Consider the following 18,017-nt stretch of genomic DNA (forward strand, 5'->3'; position numbering starts at 1 on the left):
TAAACAGGCTTAATAGTAAAAATGGATTGATATTTTAACCATTTTAGATTTTACTGATCTAAAAACAGAATTCAAACTAATTTTCTCATGAAAATAAAAAAAATATTTTCGGTTTCTATTTTTTTCTTTGCACTGGTCACCTGCAGTTCTGATTCTGAGAATCCTGCAAAACAAAGAATCTCCAAAGAAACACCCGGAGCAATAGAAGCTATGTATTTCCCTCCTTCCAATAGTGACAACTGGGAAACAAAATCTATTTCCAGTCTGGGATGGCATCAGGATAAAGTTCAGGATTTACTCGATTATTTACAGACTAAAAATTCTAAAAGCTTCATCATTCTTCAGAACGGAAGAATTGTAATCGAAAATTATTTTGGAGGGCATACCTCTAAAACTCCTTGGTATTGGGCAAGTGCAGGAAAAACATTGACATCAACCGTGACGGGAATTGCAGAACAGGAAGGTTTTTTAAATATCAATAATAAAGTTTCCGCTTATATCGGGACCGGATGGACGAGCGAGCCTTTAGCAAAAGAAAACCTCATCACCTGCAAAAATCTATTGACCATGACCTCCGGACTGGATGACAGTAAAGGGAATGATGTAAGCACAGAAAACCTTCAATACAAAGCTGATGCAAGCACAAGATGGGCCTATCATAATGTCTACGTAAAACTTCAGGATGTCGTGGCAGCCGCAACCGGACAAAGCTGGTCACAGTATTTCAATACAAAACTCCGGGATAAAATCGGGATGACTGGAATCTGGGTTCAAAGTGGCAGCAACAGTGTTTACTGGAGCACCACAAGGAGTATGGCCCGTTTTGGATTAATGGCTCTCAACAAAGGAAATTGGAACGGAAACCAGATTATTAATACCAATTATTTTCAAAACGCAACAAGCACTTCTCAAAATATCAATCTCGCTTACGGATATTTGTGGTGGCTCAACGGAAAAACAAGCTATCATGTCCCACAAACTCAAATTCAATTCACTGGAAAGCTGATTCCAAGCGCTCCGGATGATTTATTTTGTGCTTTAGGAAAAAATGATCAGAAAATTTATGTCGTCCCCAGTAAAAAACTGGTGATCATCAGAATGGGAAATTCTGCAGACCGTATGAATTTTGCCCGTTCGGATTTTGACGAGGTTTTATGGCAAAAAATAAATGCGGTGATTAATTAATCGGTTCTGTATACAGCTGGCTTCCCCAAAACTGCAAATCTCTTTCTGCCAGATTCGAATTAAAGAATATTTTATTTACTTCTTCCACGATCTTTGCAACCGCATTAGGATCGGCAGTTCTGATTCTTGTTTCATGATTATCTTTTATTCCTTTTGCTGTAAAATTCAAAGAACCCATATAGGCAATCTCATCATCAATAACATATATTTTACTGTGAACGAAAGTTTTATTAAAGGAATTATTTTCGGTATTCGGAGAAATGAACACTTTAAAGGGAAACAGTTGCTTATAAGTGTAATGATAAATCCGTTTATTTTTAATCTGTCTCACGATGTAGTCTCTCACAAAAAACAACAAAATAACAAGAATAAAACCATAGGCAAACTTCCATTCTTTTAAAAGGAAAATTAAAGGAACCAAAACCACAGCCAATCCTATTATCGTGAAAAGCAGTGTTCCCGATAGGCTGACCAGATTATCCCTAACCTGTTTTGCTTTTTCATCGGTATGTCTTTTCTGGACGATCAGTTTATTGATATTTTTATCATTTCCGTAAAAGTCTTCTATTTCATCACTGGTAATCAGGCTGATCTTAATTCCTTTGGAGTGTAAAAAAATCAGTTCCTTAATTAATGAAGGAGAAAGGTAAGGAGATACTATTTTCACATTGGTTTTTGCATTTCTAATGTCCTGCAATAGTTTTACGCCTGCACTTTTTCCTATGTAAATATCGCAGACTGCATTATTATAAAACATACAACAAAATAAGTTTGTTCACTTAAAGATTAAATAAAAAACTTTGCAAGCAGAACTTACAAAGTTTTATGTATAAAATATTTGTATTCTTGGATGAAAACTACTCGAATTCTTTTTTCAGTTCATTGGTGATAAAAGTTTTCAGCTCTTCTCCGTGAATATTGATGGCGATGATTTTTCCTGAGGTATTCAATATAAGATTGTAAGGTAATTCTTCGATTCCGTATGCTTTGGCAACCGGACTTTTCCAGAACTGAAGATCACTGATCTGTAACCAGTTTATATTTTCTCTGTCGATAATTTTCTTCCAGTTTTCTTTAGATTTATCCAAAGAAACGCCTACTATTTCAAATTGACCCGCTTTTACCGCTTTTTCATTTTCAGTATAAATTCCTTTTAAAAAAGGCTGTTCTTCAACACATGGAGCGCACCATGTAGCCCAGAAATCAAGTAAAATGATTTTTCCTTTGAGTGAACTCAATGTAAAATCAGTTCCCTGAAATGTTTTCAGATGAATTTCCGGAGCTTGATCGTTAAGCTTCAGTGTATTTTGTGCAGCAATAAAGCCGAAACAAAGGAACAGAATTCCTGATAAAAGAAGTTTTTTCAAAATATTAGTCATTGGTCGGATAATCATGATCGATCCAATTGGTTTTTACATTTTTAGGAATATCCAGGATCTTCACATTTTTAAAACCCATTTCCACCAACACATTGAAAGCCGGACGAATATTCGGACATCTGTCATACGGACAACAACCACAATAAACAACGATTTCTTTGTTTTTATCTAGTTTTTTGACATAGTCTCTTAGCTTTTCAAGATTTTGAGGATCATTTGCCATTCCCATATCTACAGAACCTTTTACCACAGCAGAAGGACCTACAGACAGGATCAGAATATTTTTGGTCTGTTTTTTTATAATCTTAGCGGCTAAAATATCCGGAGCCATTACCTGATCTGCAGACCATGGAACAGACTTGGTCTGTGCTTTTAGAAAACCGCTAAAGCACATCATCATAGCCAGTAAAAACATTATTTTTTTCATAAAATCTTTCTTATATATTGATTATATTTTCGTCAGTTTAGCATATTTCAGGATCAGATTTTTCTCTCCTTCATGCATGAAAACCACTTTTGCTTTGATGTTTTGAGGATCTGTACCATCCAGAAAAGTGACTTCTCCGATTCCAAACCGGTCGTGTCTTACCTTATCTCCTACTTCAATATCCTGAGAAGAAGCCCCGCTTGGATTGATGATTCTCGCCGTACTTACCGGTTTCAGCTTTCTTGGTTCTGCAATCGGTTTAGAACTTTCACTTCTTTCGATCGTTTTCTTTTCAACCCTTTTGAAGCTTTTCATTTCGGAAGGATGCTCATCAAAAATATTGGATTTTACTCCGGCATTATTGATAAAACGCTTTTCAATCGCAGGATTTACAAATTCGATATATTGCTCGTCAATTTCACTTAAGAATCTTGAAGGTTCTGCATCGGTAATTTTCCCCCACTGAAAACGTGAAACTGCGTACGTAAAAAATACCTGTTTTTCAGCTCTCGTTAGCGCAACATAGAATAAACGTCTTTCTTCCTCCAGATCTTCTCTGGTTGCCGAGCTCATGAAACTCGGGAAAAGATTTTCTTCTAAACCGACCAAGTGAACTACCGGAAACTCCAGTCCTTTTGACAAGTGAATCGTCATTAATGAAACCATGTCTTCCTCATCATCTTTCACCTGCGTATCTGCAGAAAGCGCAATATTCTCCAAGAAGTTCGGTAAGCTCGGATCTCCATCTTCCACCTGCATCTGCTCTTCGATGAAACCCTGCATCGAGTTCATCAATTCCTGAACGTTTTCCACTCTCGAAATCCCTTCCGGAGTCTGATCGTCTTTTAAAAATTTAATTAAACTGCTTCGTTTTGCCACTTCCATCGCCACATTATAAGCCGTTTCGGTTTTTAACAATACCTGAAATGCTTTGATCATCGACCAAAAATCATTCAGTTTGTTTAAAACGCCATTATTTAAGCCTAATTGTGGAGCATAAATCGGAAGATTACTCAACACACTTGAAACGGCAACATTCTGAGCATCAGCAAAGACAACCAGTTTATTCTGAGTGGTTTCTCCAATTCCTCTTGCCGGATAATTAATGATTCTCATCAACGCTTCCGAGTCATTCTCATTCACCAAAAGTCGAAGATAAGCAATCAGATCTTTCACCTCTTTTCTTTGGTAGAAAGACAGCCCTCCGTATACTTTGTACGGAATATTTTTACGTCTCAGAGCGTCTTCAAAAGCACGCGTCTGAGAGTTTGTTCTGTATAAAATGGCAAAATCACCATATTTTCTTTGTTCTCGGTTTCTGGTTTCCCAGATATTTCCGGCAACGAAATTCGCTTCATCGGCATCGGACATCGAGCGATAGACTTTGATCTTCTCCCCTTCTTCATTTTCACTGAAAACGTTTTTCTTGAACTGCTGAAGGTTTTTTGCAATCACAACATTCGCTGCATTTACAATATTCTGAGTCGAACGGTAATTTTGCTCCAAAGCTACCGTTACTGCATCGGGATAATCTTTTTTAAAGTTTAAGATGTTATAAATATTCGCGCCACGGAAAGAGTAAATAGACTGTGCATCGTCTCCTACCACACAAATATTTTCAAATTTTGAAGCTAATGCTTTTACAATCAAATACTGTGAATGGTTCGTATCCTGGTACTCATCTACCAAAATATATCTGAATCTGTCCTGATATTTTGCTAAGACTTCAGGAAAACGAGTCAACAATTCGTTGGTTTTTAACAAGAGATCATCAAAATCCATCGATCCGTTTTTGAAACACTGATCTACATATCTCTGATAAATTTGGCCGATAAATTTCATATTGGCTTTTTCATCAGCTTCCATCAGTTCCGGGTTTGCAAAATATGCTCTTACCGTAATCAGATTGTTTTTATAGCTGGAAATTCTTGCCTGAACTTTTTTGGGCTTATACAGATCAGCATCAATATTCATGTCTTTCAACACTTTTTTGATGACATTCAAAGCATCCTGCTGATCGTAAATGGTAAAGTTGGAAGGATAGCCCAAATAATGTGCTTCACTTCTCAGAATTCTTGCAAAAACCGAGTGAAAAGTTCCCATCCAAAGGCTTTTTGCATTGCTTTGTCCCACCACTTTTGCAATACGTTCTTTCATTTCTTTTGCCGCCTTATTGGTAAAGGTCAAAGCCAGAATATTAAAAGGATCTATTCCATTGGTGATCAAATGAGCGATACGCATGGTAAGTACACGCGTTTTTCCGGAACCGGCTCCTGCAAGTACCATCAGTGGTCCTTGTAAGGTAGTTACGGCTTCAAATTGTGATTCATTCAGTCCTTTCAAATAATCCTCCATACAGCAAAAAATTTTGGGAACACAAAATTAGTGTATTATAAGGAGAATTCAAATTCTGATTGATGAACAACTTACTGATTCGTTTTATTCCAGTCTTTACCTTTGTATTCGTAGGCGTTGGTAATATTGAAACGGTTACTATCTGTAACTGAGATGGTGAGTTTATAAGGATCTTGAAAATAAATCTTTATGGTAATGAAAGTATAATCTTGTTTTTTATTGTCTTTTATAATCATGATTCTCGGCTCATTTTTTATGGAATGCTTTACTAAATAATCATATAAAGAAGGATCCAGAAATTCTTTTAAATCGGGAAATACCTGTTCCGGCATCTTTGTAGAGAAAGAGATCCAGTTGATATTTTTTCTGTTATAGAAGTATTCCAGCGTTGATGCATTCCAAAATTTAGTGGTTAAATAGTTCGATGGTATATATCTCCAATCCGGAGCACACCCATTGCCAACGATATCCATAGGTCCCCAATAAATAAGATCAATATGAAGTCTGATATTTTTCAGATTATATTTATTAATGGGTTCTAAGATTTTCCGGCTAAGCTGATTATAAATTTTGTCAATATCTTTATAATCTGTTCTTAATTTGATCATGTCAAGACTGTCTTTTCGCTTTTCGGCAGCACAATCTCGCTGATAAGGTTTCGGACAGCCAATATATTCCTCCAAACCGGGAACCGTAGGACAATTGTCATCTTTATCTAAAATTCCGTCACCATCTGTATCCGGCCACGGACAGCCATTATTTTCTGCAGGACCCATCACTTCAGGACAGGCATCATCATTGTCAATAACTCCATCTTTGTCCTGATCCGGCCATGGACAGCCATTATTTTCAACAAAGCCTTTTTCCTTCGGACATTTATCCAAATAAAAAAGAATCCCGTCTTGATCTTCATCAGAAAGGCAACTCTTTTTATTGAAATCTTTTCGGCATTTTTTCAGGATTAACGTATTATTTACTTCCTGAGACCAAAAGCTGTTTGAAAATAGAAACAATATTAAAAACAAATAATACTTCATGTTAAATTTAAAATAACTGTTCTAACAAAATTCTAAAAAAATATTAAAAGTAATGTAACAATTAAAGTAAATTTGGCACTAATTGACAAAACAATTTCTATTTATGAAAAAGCGACTTCTTTCCGTTGCTGCAGCGGCTTTCTTTGGGATGGCTTTGAATGCACAACAAATTAAATTTGAAGAATATGACTTGCCAAACGGCCTTCACGTAATTTTACATCAGGATAATACTGCACCGGTTGTAACGACTGGGGTAATGTACCACGTAGGTGCAAAGGATGAAGTAAAAGGAAGAACAGGTTTTGCTCACTTCTTCGAGCACCTTTTATTTGAAGGAACACCCAACATCAAAAGAGGTGAATGGTTTAAGATAGTTTCTTCAAACGGAGGACAAAACAACGCTAACACAACAAACGACAGAACGTACTACTACGAAACTTTCCCTTCAAACAACGAACAATTGGGTCTTTGGATGGAATCTGAAAGAATGCGTCATGCAGTAATCAACCAAGTGGGTGTAGATACTCAGAGAGAGGTTGTAAAAGAAGAAAAGAGATTGAGAATGGATAACCAGCCTTATGGAAATCTATTCACTACAATTCAGAAAAACTTATTTACCAATCACCCATATAACTGGCCAACAATCGGTTCTATGGAAGATCTGAATTCTGCTAAATTAGAAGAATTCCAGGCATTTTATAAAAAATATTACGTTCCGAACAACGCTACTTTAGTGGTTGCAGGAGACATCAAACCTGAACAGACTAAAAAGTGGATCGAAACTTACTACGGAGGAATTCCAAAAGGAACGGTTTATCCAAAAGATTTCCCGAAAGATGCTCCTATCACTCAGGAAAAAGAAGTTACAGCAACTGACCCGAACATCCAGCTTCCGGCTTATATTTTCGCGTACAGAACTCCTGCTAACAAAGAGAAAGATGCTTATGTTTTAGATATGCTTTCTTCTTATTTAAGTAATGGTAAATCTTCAGTTTTATACAAAAAATTAGTTGATCAGGATAAAAAAGCGCTTCAGGTAGCTGCTTTCAACCAGGGTCTTGAAGATTACAGTATTTTTGCATTCTTCGCTATCCCAATGGGACAGACTACAAAACAGGCGTTACAGTCTGACATCGATGCTGAAATCAAGAAGCTACAGACTACTTTAATTTCTGAAGATGACTATCAAAAACTTCAGAACCAATACGAAAACCAGTTTGTAAACGCAAACTCCAGTATTCAGGGAATTGCTGCTTCATTGGCAACAAACCACGTATTGATGGGTAATACGAATTTGATCAATAAAGAAATCGACATCTACAGAGGGATCACAAGACAGGATCTTCAAAATGCGGCTAAAAAGTATCTTAATTCTAACCAAAGAATAATCATTAACTACGTACCTGAAAAAAAATAATCATTTAAACTTTTTTAGGTTATACATGATTATTAAAAATTAAATTTTTACAAATGAAAAAGCAATTAACATATATAGCTGTAGCGTTTTTATTCGCAGGAACGGTTTCAGCACAAAAAATAGATATTAATGCAATGCCGAAGCCAGGGCCAACTCCTGCCATCAACATCGCAAAGCCAAAAACATTCCAGTTAAAGAATGGTCTTACCGTAATGGTTGTAGAAAACAACAAATTACCTAGAGTAAGCGCAAGTCTTTCTATGGACAGACCTCCGTATAACGAAGGAGCTGTAACAGGGGTAAGCGAAATCATGGCTGAACAGTTCGAAAACGGAACAACAAGCATGAGTAAAGATGATTTCAACAAAAAAGTTGATTATCTTGGAGCTAATCTTAATTTCAGTTCAGGAGGTGCTTCTTTAAACTCACTTTCAAAATATTTCCCTCAGGTTTTAGGTTTAATGTCTGATGCAATCATTAATCCTAAATTCTCTGCTGATGAAATTCAAAATTCTAAAGAAAGAGCAATCGAAGGATTAAAATCTGACGAAAAAAATGCTTCTTCTATTGCCGGAAGAGTTTCTAACGCTTTGATGTATGGTAAAAATACTTCAAGAGGTGAATTTGAAACGGTTGAATCTATCAACAAAATTCAGTTAGCTGACGTACAAAACATTTATACAAAATATTACGCTCCTGATAATGCTTATTTAGTAATCGTTGGAGACGTGAAATTTGATCAGGTAAAACCATTAGTTGAAAAAGCTTTCAACGGTTGGAAAAAAGCAAATACACCGATCGCAGCATTAGAGCCTGCTGAAAATGTTGCTAAAACAGAAATTAATATCGTTGATGTTCCTTCTGCTGTACAGTCTGTTGTTTCTTTGAACAACTTGAACACACTGAAAATGAAGGATGCTAATTATTTCCCTGCAACTATCGCAAACTACATCCTTGGAGGTGGTGGTGAAGCCAGACTTTTCATGAATCTTCGTGAGAAAAACGGATTTACTTACGGTGCTTATTCTAGCATGGTTGCAAGCAAATATTCTCCACAGTTTTCTGCAAGTGCAAGCGTAAGAAATGAGGTTACAGATAAAGCGGTGAAGGAATTCATGAACGAACTTAACGCAATCTCTACGGTAAAACCTGAAGAGCTTGATAACGCTAAAGCTAAGCTGAAAGGATCTTTCATCATGTCTTTGGAGCAGCCTGCAACGATTGCAAGATTTGCATTAAACCAAAAAGTTCAGGATCTTCCTGCTGATTTCTATACCAATTATCTGAAATCTATCGATAAAGTAACTGCTGCAGATGTTACCAATGCTGTAAAAGCTACAATTTTACCAAACCAGAGCAGAATTTTCATCGCGGGTAAAGCATCTGATATTTCTGAAGGATTGGAAAAACTGGGATATCCAGTAAAATATTTCGATAAAGACGCAAACCCTGTTGCAAAACCAACTGTACAAAAAGTTGATGCCAACGTAACAGTAGCTTCTGTTGTTGACAAGTATATCACCGCAATCGGTGGAAAAGCTAATCTGGCAAAAATCACTTCATATACAACGAATGCAAGCATGTCTATGCAAGGACAAACTCTTGACTTTAAAATTACTAAAGCTCAAGGTGGAAAAGAATTGCAAACCGTTTCTATGGGAGCAATGACTGTTCAAAAGCAAGTTTTTGACGGTAAAACAGGGTATTCTGAGCAAGGTGGACAAAAAGTTCCAATGAGTAAGGAAGAAATCGCTGAAAACCTTAAAAATACTGAACTTTTCGAAGAATTAGGTTTTGCTAAATCTGCAGATTATAAATTAGCAGGGATTGAAAAAATCAACGGAGAAGATTCTTACGCTATTAAATCAGGTGATAAAGCTTATTATTACAGCGTAAAAACTGGTCTTAAAACAGGAGAAACTGAAACGGTAAAAGCACAGGGACAGACAATGACAATCCCTACCACTTTTGCTGATTACAAAGATGTATCAGGTGTGAAAATGCCTTACACCATCACAGTTAATCAAATGGGTATGGATATGGTTATGAAAGTAAAATCATACGATATCAATCAGGCTAAAGATTCTGATTTTAAATAAAAACAGATCAATTTGATCATAAAAACAGCAACAAATGTTGCTGTTTTTATTTTTACTCTATATCTTATTTTGCTATTCAATAAAAAAAGATTAAATTTGCCTACTCAAAAAGATATCAGAATTAATGGATACTATATTTACACTATTAATGGTTCTTATTATGATTGCCAGTATTTTATTGACAATCGTTGTTATGGCTCAAAATCCTAAAGGAGGAGGTCTTTCCAGTACATTTGGAGGTGCATCTTCTACTCAGTTTGGGGTACAAAGAACCAACGACTTTATGGAAAAAGCAACTTGGACATTGGGAGGAACAATTATCGTTCTTATCCTGATAAGTGTAGTAATCACAGGGAAACCATCTCAAGCTGCTCCGGCACAACAACCTGTAAAAAAAGAAGCTCCTGCACAACAGTCTGCTCCGGCTTCTCAATCTACAACTCCGGTAGCTCCAACAAAATAAAAGATTTCATCTTTATATAATAAAAAAGCAACTCTTTTCAGGGTTGCTTTCTTCTATTTAATTTTAATGAGTTCCAGTTTGTGCCTCAATTTTAAGCCTGCTTTGAGTAAAGAATATTGCAAAGGTTTTGATTGTCTATAATATTTAGAAATAAAAATCTGCATCGCTCCATAGAATCTTTCAAGATAAATCTCGTTTTTTATCGTGCTTTCTCCTTTATGATGAAGAATGGAAGCTTTACCATAATAATAGTTTTTATACCCGTTATTTAAAAGTGTATAACATAGATCAATATCTTCACCATACATAAAATAAGATTCGTCAAACCCTCCTATTTTTTCGTAAACCTCTTTTTTTATGAGACAGAAAGCTCCCGTAATTACCTCGACTTCTGCATTTTCAAATTCAGAAATATCATTTCGATAATAAGACTTTGAATCATTATTTTTAAAGTTGGTAAAAAGTTTTTCAAAAGAATTGAACATATCCGGAACCGAACGTTTACTTTCCGGCAAAAAGTTTCCTTTTGCATCATGCATTCTTACTCCTAAGCATCCGAAGTTTTCTTTAGAATCAGTAAAACCTAGCATATCCTGAATATCATTTCCTTCCATTTCCGTATCTGGATTAAGAATTAGCAGATATTCTCCTTTAGCAGCCTTTACCGCTTTATTATTAGCTTTAGCAAAACCTTCATTTACCGAGGAGGCTATAAAATGAACTTCCGGAAACTCAGGAATAAGATCTTCCCATGAACTATCAGTAGAAGCATTATCAATTACAATCACTTCATAAGTGATATCTTTTATACATTTCTGAATAGACAAAAGACAATCCTTCAGTAACTGAGTTACATTGTAATTGACAATAATAATTGACAGCTTCATATTAATCTTTTTCATTATAAGGTAATCGGTTGATAATCGATCTTCCCAAGGAAATTTCGTCAGCATATTCCAGTTCATCCCCAACAGAGATCCCTCTTGCAATACTGGAAAAATTCACCTTGAAATTTTTGAATTTTTTATAAATATAATACGCTGTAGTATCTCCTTCCATTGTAGCGCTCAAAGCAAAAATAAGCTCTTTTACACTCCCTTCATTCAGTTTTCTTTCAATGCTCGGAATATTTAATTGATTGGGACCTACTCCTTCCATTGGAGATATTTTTCCTCCTAAAATAAGATATTTCCCTGTATATTTTCCTGTATTTTCAATAGCTATAACATCCCGAACATCTTCAACAATGCAGATGGTCTCATCATTACGTTTATCGTTGCTACAGATCTCGCATATTTCAAAATCAGAAAAATTGTGGCAATCTTTACAGTATTTTATTTCATTGACGAGATTAATGATAGAATTACCCAGATTGGCTGCTCTTGCAGCCGGTTGTTTTAATAAATGTAAGGCCAGCCTCAACGCCGTTTTCCTACCTATTCCGGGTAATCCGGAGATTTCATCTACTGCCTTTGCTAAAACTTTACTAGGATAATCCATAACTACAAAAATAAAATAAAAAGCCGAGTATTTATAGTTTGAGTACTTTAAAATCACCATCCTTTATTATAAAAATTTTATCTTTGAGCCTAAATATGAAAAAAATAAACTAAATGGTACTTAACAATCTAAATTATCCATTAGATTTTAAATTTAAAATCACAACTTTAGCCAGCGATTTTAACATTACAGACAGGCACGGAAATTATGTAGCGTATGTTCGTCAAAAAATGTTCAAGCTAAAAGAAGATGTTATTGTTTTTAATGATGAAAGCAAATCGAAGGAGCTTTTCAGAATCAGAGCGAATCAATGGATAGATTTCAATGCATCTTATTCTTTAAATGACTTAATCGACAATAAAAACTACGGAAGATTAGCAAGAAAAGGAATGCGTTCTCTATGGAAAGCAAGCTATGATATCTTAGACACTCAGGATCAGCCGAAATTTAAAATTCAGGAAGACAGTGCATGGGTAAGATTCTGGGACAGTTTTGTAGGAGAAATTCCGATCATAGGAATGTTTACAGGCTACTTCCTAAATCCTTCTTACACAGTAACGGGAGTCGATGGAAAAGCTTATTTCAAATTAAAGAAAATGCCTTCATTCTTCGGAAGAAGATTTCAGCTTGACAGACTTATTGATATTGATGACGAGGAAGAAAGTTTAGTTATTCTTTCTCTACTAATGATGGTTCTGCTAGAAAGAGCCAGAGGATAACCTAAACATACAACCACATGAAATATTTGATCATTTTCTTTTCAGCGTTTTTACTCATCGGATGTAAAAAAGATAAAGAAACGGTTTCTTCCCAAACATCGGGAGATTCTTTAACCATCGTTCAGGACTCTACTAAGAGTGAAACTTCTTCAGGAACAATTTCTGTAGAAACATTTCCTTTTCCTACAGAGATTAAAGAGTGTTCATGCTATTTTGCAAAGAATAAGGCAGATTTTGAAAACGAAAAATACATCTATGCAGATGATGCAGGAAAAACAGCCTATATGAAACTTGACGGGAAAAGACTGGCTATGAATCTTATTTCCTCAAGCGACATGGAAGCGGATGAAGAGCTCAGCAAAGAAATAGAAAGTGGAGAATATAAAATCTCTGTAAAAGGAAAGAAAATAAAGAATGAAGAGGCTTTATTATTCCAAGGTACACTGACTATTGAAAAACCGGATGGTACAGTAGTTACAATGCCTATTTATGGTGAATGTGGGTGTTAAAATAACGTTCAAGAAAATACAAAAGAATGCTTCCTATAGACCGGAAGCATTTTTTTATTTCGTAAATTTGAGAAAAATAAAATTTCATGGAATTATCTAATATAGAACCGCAGATAATCTGGAAAAATTTCTCCAAATTAAATGCTGTTCCAAGACCTTCAAAAAAAGAGGAAAGAGTAATTGCTTTCATTAAAGAATTTGGTGAAAACCTAGGATTGGAAACTACGGTAGATGAAGTAGGAAATATAATCATCAAAAAACCAGCCACTGCAGGGATGGAAAACCGTAAATCTATTGTTTTACAATCGCATTTGGATATGGTTTGCCAGAAAAACAGTGATGTGAATTTCGATTTTGAGACAGAAGGAATTAAAATGGAAATTGACGGAGACTGGGTAAAAGCAAAAGGAACCACTTTAGGAGCAGATAACGGTTTGGGAGTTGCCACTATTATGTCGATTCTGGAAAGTTCAGACATTCCTCACCCCGATTTAGAAGCTCTTTTCACCATAGATGAAGAAACCGGGATGACAGGAGCTTTAGGTTTGAAGCCAGGCCAATTAACCGGACAAATTTTATTGAATCTTGATACGGAAGAAGACGATGAAATTGATATCGGTTGTGCAGGAGGAATTGATGTGACAATCACTCAAAACTACGAGACTGAAGCTGCCAACGGACAAATGGTAAGACTTGAAGTAAAAGGATTACAGGGTGGTCACTCCGGAATGGATATTCACAAAGGGTTCGGAAATGCCAATATTATCTTAGGAAGACTTCTTTACAAAGGGTTGAAAAAAGAAAACATCCAGCTAATTTCTATTGATGGGGGTGGATTGAGAAATGCAATTCCAAGAGAAGCTGTAGCAATCGTTTCTGTAAGAAATGCTCAGGAATTCATTTTAGAAGTTACTGAACTTAAAAAAGAAATTCTAGAAGAGTTTGCGTCTATCGAGGCAGGTCTTCAAATCAATATTGAAAATACCACTTCTTCTGAAAAAGCTCTTTCTGAAGCAGATTCAAAGAAAATCATCTTGACATTAAAATCTCTGCACAACGGAGTTTACAGAATGAGTCCTGATGTAAAAGATCTTGTAGAATCTTCAAACAATGTGGCAAGAGTAGAATTAAAAGGAGGTGCTTTAAAAATCTTAAACCTTTCCCGTTCTTCTGTAGAATCTTCTAAATATTCTGTAGCGGAGCAGTTAAAATCAGTAGCGGAACTAGCAGGAATGAATGTAGAATTCAGTGGTTCCTATCCGGGATGGAAACCAAAACCAGGTTCTGAAATCGTTCAGCTGATGGAAAAGATCTATGTTGAAAAATTCAATGAAAAACCACATGTGGTAGCTTGTCACGCTGGTTTGGAATGTGGAATTATCGGAGCGAACTATCCTGAAATGGAAATGGTAAGTTTCGGACCTACCATCAGAGGAGCTCACTCTCCTGATGAAAAGGCAAATATTCCTTCTGCTCAGAAATTCTGGGCATTCACTAAAGATATTTTAGCGAATATTCCTTTAAAATAAGATTTAAAAGTTATACTATTGAATATCCAAAGTCATATGATTTTGGATATTCTTTTTATTTAAAATTAAACCAATAAACATGAAACTCAAAATCATATTCATTCTATTCTTAGTTTCTATTAAAATATATAGCCAAGAAAAAGTGGGGATTAATAATCTTTACTTTGAAGACAAAGTTGCTTACACCAATTCAGATAATAAAAGATTTACGGGAATTCTTGAAATTAAAAAGAAAAATGGTCATATAAAGTCGGAAGAAGTTTATGAAAATGGGAAAATAACAAAAATGTTAATTTATTTTAATTTCAATGATAAGCAAATAGTTTGTGACGAGTTTATTTATGATGTTAAAACTTCTCAAAAAATAAAACATACCGGTTTTAGCTCAAATGGTTTACAATATTGGGAAACGGAGTTTGACGAAAACCAAAATAAAAAAAAATTCAGTTTCTATAAGAACAACGTTCTGTACACCCATCAGGAATTCAAAAATAATAAAAAACACGGAAAATGGTTTTGTATCAATAAATATGGAATCAAATGTGAATCTGAATATAATAACGGAAAGAAAATAAAATCTCAAACAATTTTATAATGAAAAGTATCACAATATTTTGCGGTTCAAGCTTCGGTTCGGATAACGTTTTTAAAGAACAGGCGACTTTACTTGGACAGACTTTAGCAAAACAAGATATTCAGTTGATTTACGGCGGTGCAGATGTCGGTTTGATGGGCGCTGTTGCAGATGGGGCTTTGAATGCCGGTGGAAAAGTGATTGGAGTTCTTCCCCACTTTTTACAGTCGAAAGAAATTGCTCACAAACAACTGACTGAGTTAATTTTGGTGGAAACCATGCATGAAAGAAAAACCAAAATGAATGATCTATGTGACGGTGTGATCGTTCTTCCCGGCGGTTACGGAACATTGGAAGAGTTTTTCGAAATGATCACTTGGGCACAATTAGGACTTCACAAAAAGCCAATTGCCATTTTGAATATTGACGGCTTTTATGATGACTTGATTAAACTCGTTCAGACAATGGTTGATAAAGGATTTTTAAAACAGATCAATCGCGAGATGTTACTGATTGGTGACAATATTGATGAATTGTTGGAGATGATGAGAAATTATAAAGCGCCGACAGTCGGAAAATGGATTTCGAAAGATGAAGTTTAATATATTTGCAGTATTAAATTTTTCACACACAAAAGAAATACAACCATGAAAAATATTCTTCTGACAGCAGGATTATTTTTAAGTCAAATAATTTCTGCGCAGTACAATTATCCTGTAACTCCTGAAAAAGCAGTTGTAGATGACTATTTCGGAATCAAAATCACAGACCAGTATAGATGGTTGGAAGATCTTAAAAATCCTGAAGTAGAAAAGTGGTTTAAATCTCAATCTGATTTTAGCCACAGTATCATTAATAAAATTCCGCATCGTGAGGATTTGTATAAACGTATGAAGGAAGTACAGGAAATGAACGGTGATTCTTTCGATGCCATATTTCAAAGGCAAAACACGTATTTCTATACCAAAACCAAGAAAAACGAAAATCTTTCTAAGTTATATTCAAGAGATCTGTCTTCAGGAAAAGAAACATTAATATTCGATCCTGAAACCCTTGGAAAAGATACCCAGATCACCAATTTCGCTATTGATTCTAAAGCGAAAAAAATTGCCATATTATTCTCAAAATCCGGCGGTGAAATTTGTCATTTAAGGATTTTAGATCTCACTACTCACCAACTGTTAAAAGATGAAATCGGACCTATCTGGAGCGAATTTGGGTTTGAATTTACACAGGATGACAAAGGGATTCTTTACACTAAAATGAGTACTTCCGATCCCAACAGCAATATGCTTTTAAAAGATATGAAAGCAATGCTTCACATCATCGGAACAGATACAAAAACCGACAAAATATTGGCTTCAAGAGAAGAATATCCGGAACTGAATGCTTTAACCGAACAATTCACAAGCGTCTATTTTACCGATGACTATAAATATATTGTTCTGAGACTGAGTTCTGTAAAATCTGAAAGTCCGATTTTTGTTGCCCCCTATTCTGAATTAAAAAATAAAAAAGTAAAATGGAGACAGATTATAAAACCTTCGGATGATATTACAGATGTATTTATCTCAGGAGACAAGCTTTTCCTGCTTACTCATAAAGATACTCCAAATTACAAAATAACGCTTACAAGTCTTTCAAAACCTGATTTAAACAATGCAAAAGTTGTTGTTCCCGAAAGCAAGGACAAAGTAATTATCAGCATTCATAATTCTAAAAATTACCTTTATTATTCTTTAGGAGACGGTATCGTGAGAGACAAATATCAGGTAAATATCAATACATTGGTAGGGAAAAAAGTTGATTTTCCAACCGGAGTCAATAGCTCATTATCTCTTAATCAGAGAGAAAATGACAATATCTTTTGTAACAATGTTAATTGGCTGACTCCATTAACCACTTATGAATACAACCCTGAAAAAGGTGATATCGTAAAAAGTAAATACCTTAATTCCGAAACAAACTATCCAGATTACAACGCACTTTACACGGTAAAAGAAGTTGAAGTGAAAAGTCATGACGGTGTAATGGTACCTCTTTCTATTATTTATCCTAAAAACATGAAAATGGACGGTAATAATCCGGCTTATATTACAGGATATGGCGGTTACGGCTTTTCTTATGAACCTCGTTTTTCAGCAAGACTTTCCGTATTGTTAGAACAGGGCGTTATACTAGCCGTAGCTCACGTAAGAGGTGGAGGTGAAAAGGGTGAAAAATGGCATGAAGCAGGAATGAAAGCGACAAAACCCAATACCTGGAAAGATTTTATTGCCTGTTCAGAATATCTGGTGAATCAAAAATACACTTCTCCTTCAAAATTAATCGGAAACGGAGTAAGCGCAGGCGGAATTCTTATCGGAAGAGCGATCACTGAAAGACCGGATCTTTATGCAGTAGCCATTCCTGAAGTAGGATTAACGAACGCCTTAAGAACAGAAATAACAGCAAACGGCCCCAACCAAATCCCGGAAATCGGAACATTAAAAAATGAAGAAGACACTAAGTATCTGATTGAAATGGATGCTCAAAGCAAGGTAAAAAAAGGAGTAAAATATCCCGCCGTAATCATTCGTGTGGGTATGAATGATTCCAGGGTGGTTCCTTGGATGCCGGGTAAATTTGCTGCGGCTTTACAAAACAATTCGGCTTCCGGAAAACCGGTTTTACTGTATGCAAACTACGATAACGGTCATTTTACAAGCGATTATGATGTGATCTTTAAAGAATATGCAGATATTTTTGCCTTCGCATTGTGGCAGGTGGGACATCCTAATTTTCAGCCTTCTAAAAAATAAGATAAATAAAAACCTCCCGAAGA

The 18,017-nt window shown here is 35.5% G+C and carries 16 protein-coding genes and 1 pseudogene; 10 read left to right on the forward strand and 7 right to left on the reverse strand.

The genetic code is table 11. The annotated features are described in order from the left end of the window. Positions 1-87: 87 nt before the first annotated feature. Positions 88-1,185: a serine hydrolase domain-containing protein gene (locus JI747_RS15145; protein WP_225689730.1), complete on the forward strand. Its 1,098-nt coding sequence runs from the start codon at positions 88-90 to the stop codon at positions 1,183-1,185. Here JI747_RS15145 and JI747_RS15150 read toward each other — a convergent pair. The 5 genes and pseudogenes from JI747_RS15150 to JI747_RS15170 form a co-directional block, all read right to left on the reverse strand. Then, positions 1,178-1,942, reverse strand: a complete 765-nt coding sequence (locus JI747_RS15150; protein WP_225689731.1) for a phospholipase D-like domain-containing protein — start codon at positions 1,940-1,942, stop codon at positions 1,178-1,180. The genes JI747_RS15145 and JI747_RS15150 overlap by 8 nt on opposite strands. Before the next feature lie 100 nt (positions 1,943-2,042). After that, positions 2,043-2,552, reverse strand: coding sequence for a TlpA family protein disulfide reductase (locus JI747_RS15155; RefSeq protein WP_225689732.1), 510 nt, complete (start codon positions 2,550-2,552; stop codon positions 2,043-2,045). A 4-nt stretch (positions 2,553-2,556) separates the two neighbouring features. After that, positions 2,557-2,991 carry a rhodanese-like domain-containing protein gene (locus JI747_RS15160; protein WP_225689733.1) on the reverse strand — a complete coding sequence of 145 codons (435 nt, stop codon included), beginning with the start codon at positions 2,989-2,991 and terminating at the stop codon, positions 2,557-2,559. A gap of 21 nt (positions 2,992-3,012) precedes the next feature. Then, positions 3,013-5,346 (reverse strand): ATP-dependent helicase, encoded by a 2,334-nt coding sequence (locus tag JI747_RS15165; protein ID WP_225689734.1) that lies wholly within the window; start codon positions 5,344-5,346, stop codon positions 3,013-3,015. Positions 5,347-5,993: 647 nt separating this feature from the next. Beyond that, positions 5,994-6,260, reverse strand: a pseudogene (locus JI747_RS15170) (thrombospondin type 3 repeat-containing protein); the annotation flags it as partial. A 226-nt stretch (positions 6,261-6,486) separates the two neighbouring features. Between JI747_RS15170 and JI747_RS15175 the strand changes: the two are divergent. From JI747_RS15175 to secG, 3 genes are all read left to right on the forward strand, one after another. Continuing rightward, positions 6,487-7,800: a M16 family metallopeptidase gene (locus JI747_RS15175; RefSeq protein ID WP_225689735.1), complete on the forward strand. Its 1,314-nt coding sequence runs from the start codon at positions 6,487-6,489 to the stop codon at positions 7,798-7,800. 53 nt (positions 7,801-7,853) lie between these two features. After that, positions 7,854-9,899, forward strand: coding sequence for a M16 family metallopeptidase (locus JI747_RS15180; protein ID WP_225689736.1), 2,046 nt, complete (start codon positions 7,854-7,856; stop codon positions 9,897-9,899). A gap of 124 nt (positions 9,900-10,023) precedes the next feature. Continuing rightward, positions 10,024-10,362: a preprotein translocase subunit SecG gene (gene secG / locus JI747_RS15185; protein ID WP_225689737.1), complete on the forward strand. Its 339-nt coding sequence runs from the start codon at positions 10,024-10,026 to the stop codon at positions 10,360-10,362. Between the two features lie 53 nt (positions 10,363-10,415). Here secG and JI747_RS15190 read toward each other — a convergent pair whose 3' ends face one another. Then, positions 10,416-11,255 carry a glycosyltransferase family 2 protein gene (locus JI747_RS15190; RefSeq protein WP_394371160.1) on the reverse strand — a complete coding sequence of 280 codons (840 nt, stop codon included), beginning with the start codon at positions 11,253-11,255 and terminating at the stop codon, positions 10,416-10,418. Next, positions 11,251-11,862, reverse strand: coding sequence for a recombination mediator RecR (gene recR / locus JI747_RS15195; RefSeq protein WP_225689739.1), 612 nt, complete (start codon positions 11,860-11,862; stop codon positions 11,251-11,253). Before recR ends, JI747_RS15190 begins: the two co-directional genes overlap by 5 nt. A 113-nt stretch (positions 11,863-11,975) precedes the next feature. Here recR and JI747_RS15200 point away from each other — a divergent pair, with 113 nt between their 5' ends. The 6 genes from JI747_RS15200 (at position 11,976) to JI747_RS15225 (ending at position 17,994) form a co-directional block, all read left to right on the forward strand. After that, on the forward strand, positions 11,976-12,581 hold the full coding sequence (locus tag JI747_RS15200) for an LURP-one-related/scramblase family protein (RefSeq protein ID WP_225689740.1): 606 nt from the start codon (positions 11,976-11,978) through the stop codon (positions 12,579-12,581). 17 nt (positions 12,582-12,598) lie between these two features. After that, positions 12,599-13,090 carry a hypothetical protein gene (locus JI747_RS15205; protein ID WP_225689741.1) on the forward strand — a complete coding sequence of 164 codons (492 nt, stop codon included), beginning with the start codon at positions 12,599-12,601 and terminating at the stop codon, positions 13,088-13,090. Positions 13,091-13,176: 86 nt separating this feature from the next. Next, positions 13,177-14,619 (forward strand): aminoacyl-histidine dipeptidase, encoded by a 1,443-nt coding sequence (locus tag JI747_RS15210; RefSeq protein ID WP_225689742.1) that lies wholly within the window; start codon positions 13,177-13,179, stop codon positions 14,617-14,619. Positions 14,620-14,698: 79 nt separating this feature from the next. Further along, on the forward strand, positions 14,699-15,214 hold the full coding sequence (locus JI747_RS15215) for a hypothetical protein (RefSeq protein WP_225689743.1): 516 nt from the start codon (positions 14,699-14,701) through the stop codon (positions 15,212-15,214). Next, complete coding sequence (locus JI747_RS15220; protein WP_225689744.1) at positions 15,214-15,795, forward strand: LOG family protein; 582 nt, start codon at positions 15,214-15,216, stop codon at positions 15,793-15,795. The genes JI747_RS15215 and JI747_RS15220 overlap by 1 nt, the downstream gene beginning before the upstream one ends. A 45-nt stretch (positions 15,796-15,840) precedes the next feature. Continuing rightward, entirely contained in the window at positions 15,841-17,994 is a 2,154-nt protein-coding gene (locus JI747_RS15225; protein ID WP_225689745.1) for a prolyl oligopeptidase family serine peptidase, read from the forward strand. Positions 17,995-18,017: the final 23 nt, after the last annotated feature.

Origin of the sequence: Chryseobacterium tagetis (genome assembly GCF_016735585.2) — a bacterium.
Classification (GTDB): domain Bacteria; phylum Bacteroidota; class Bacteroidia; order Flavobacteriales; family Weeksellaceae; genus Chryseobacterium; species Chryseobacterium tagetis.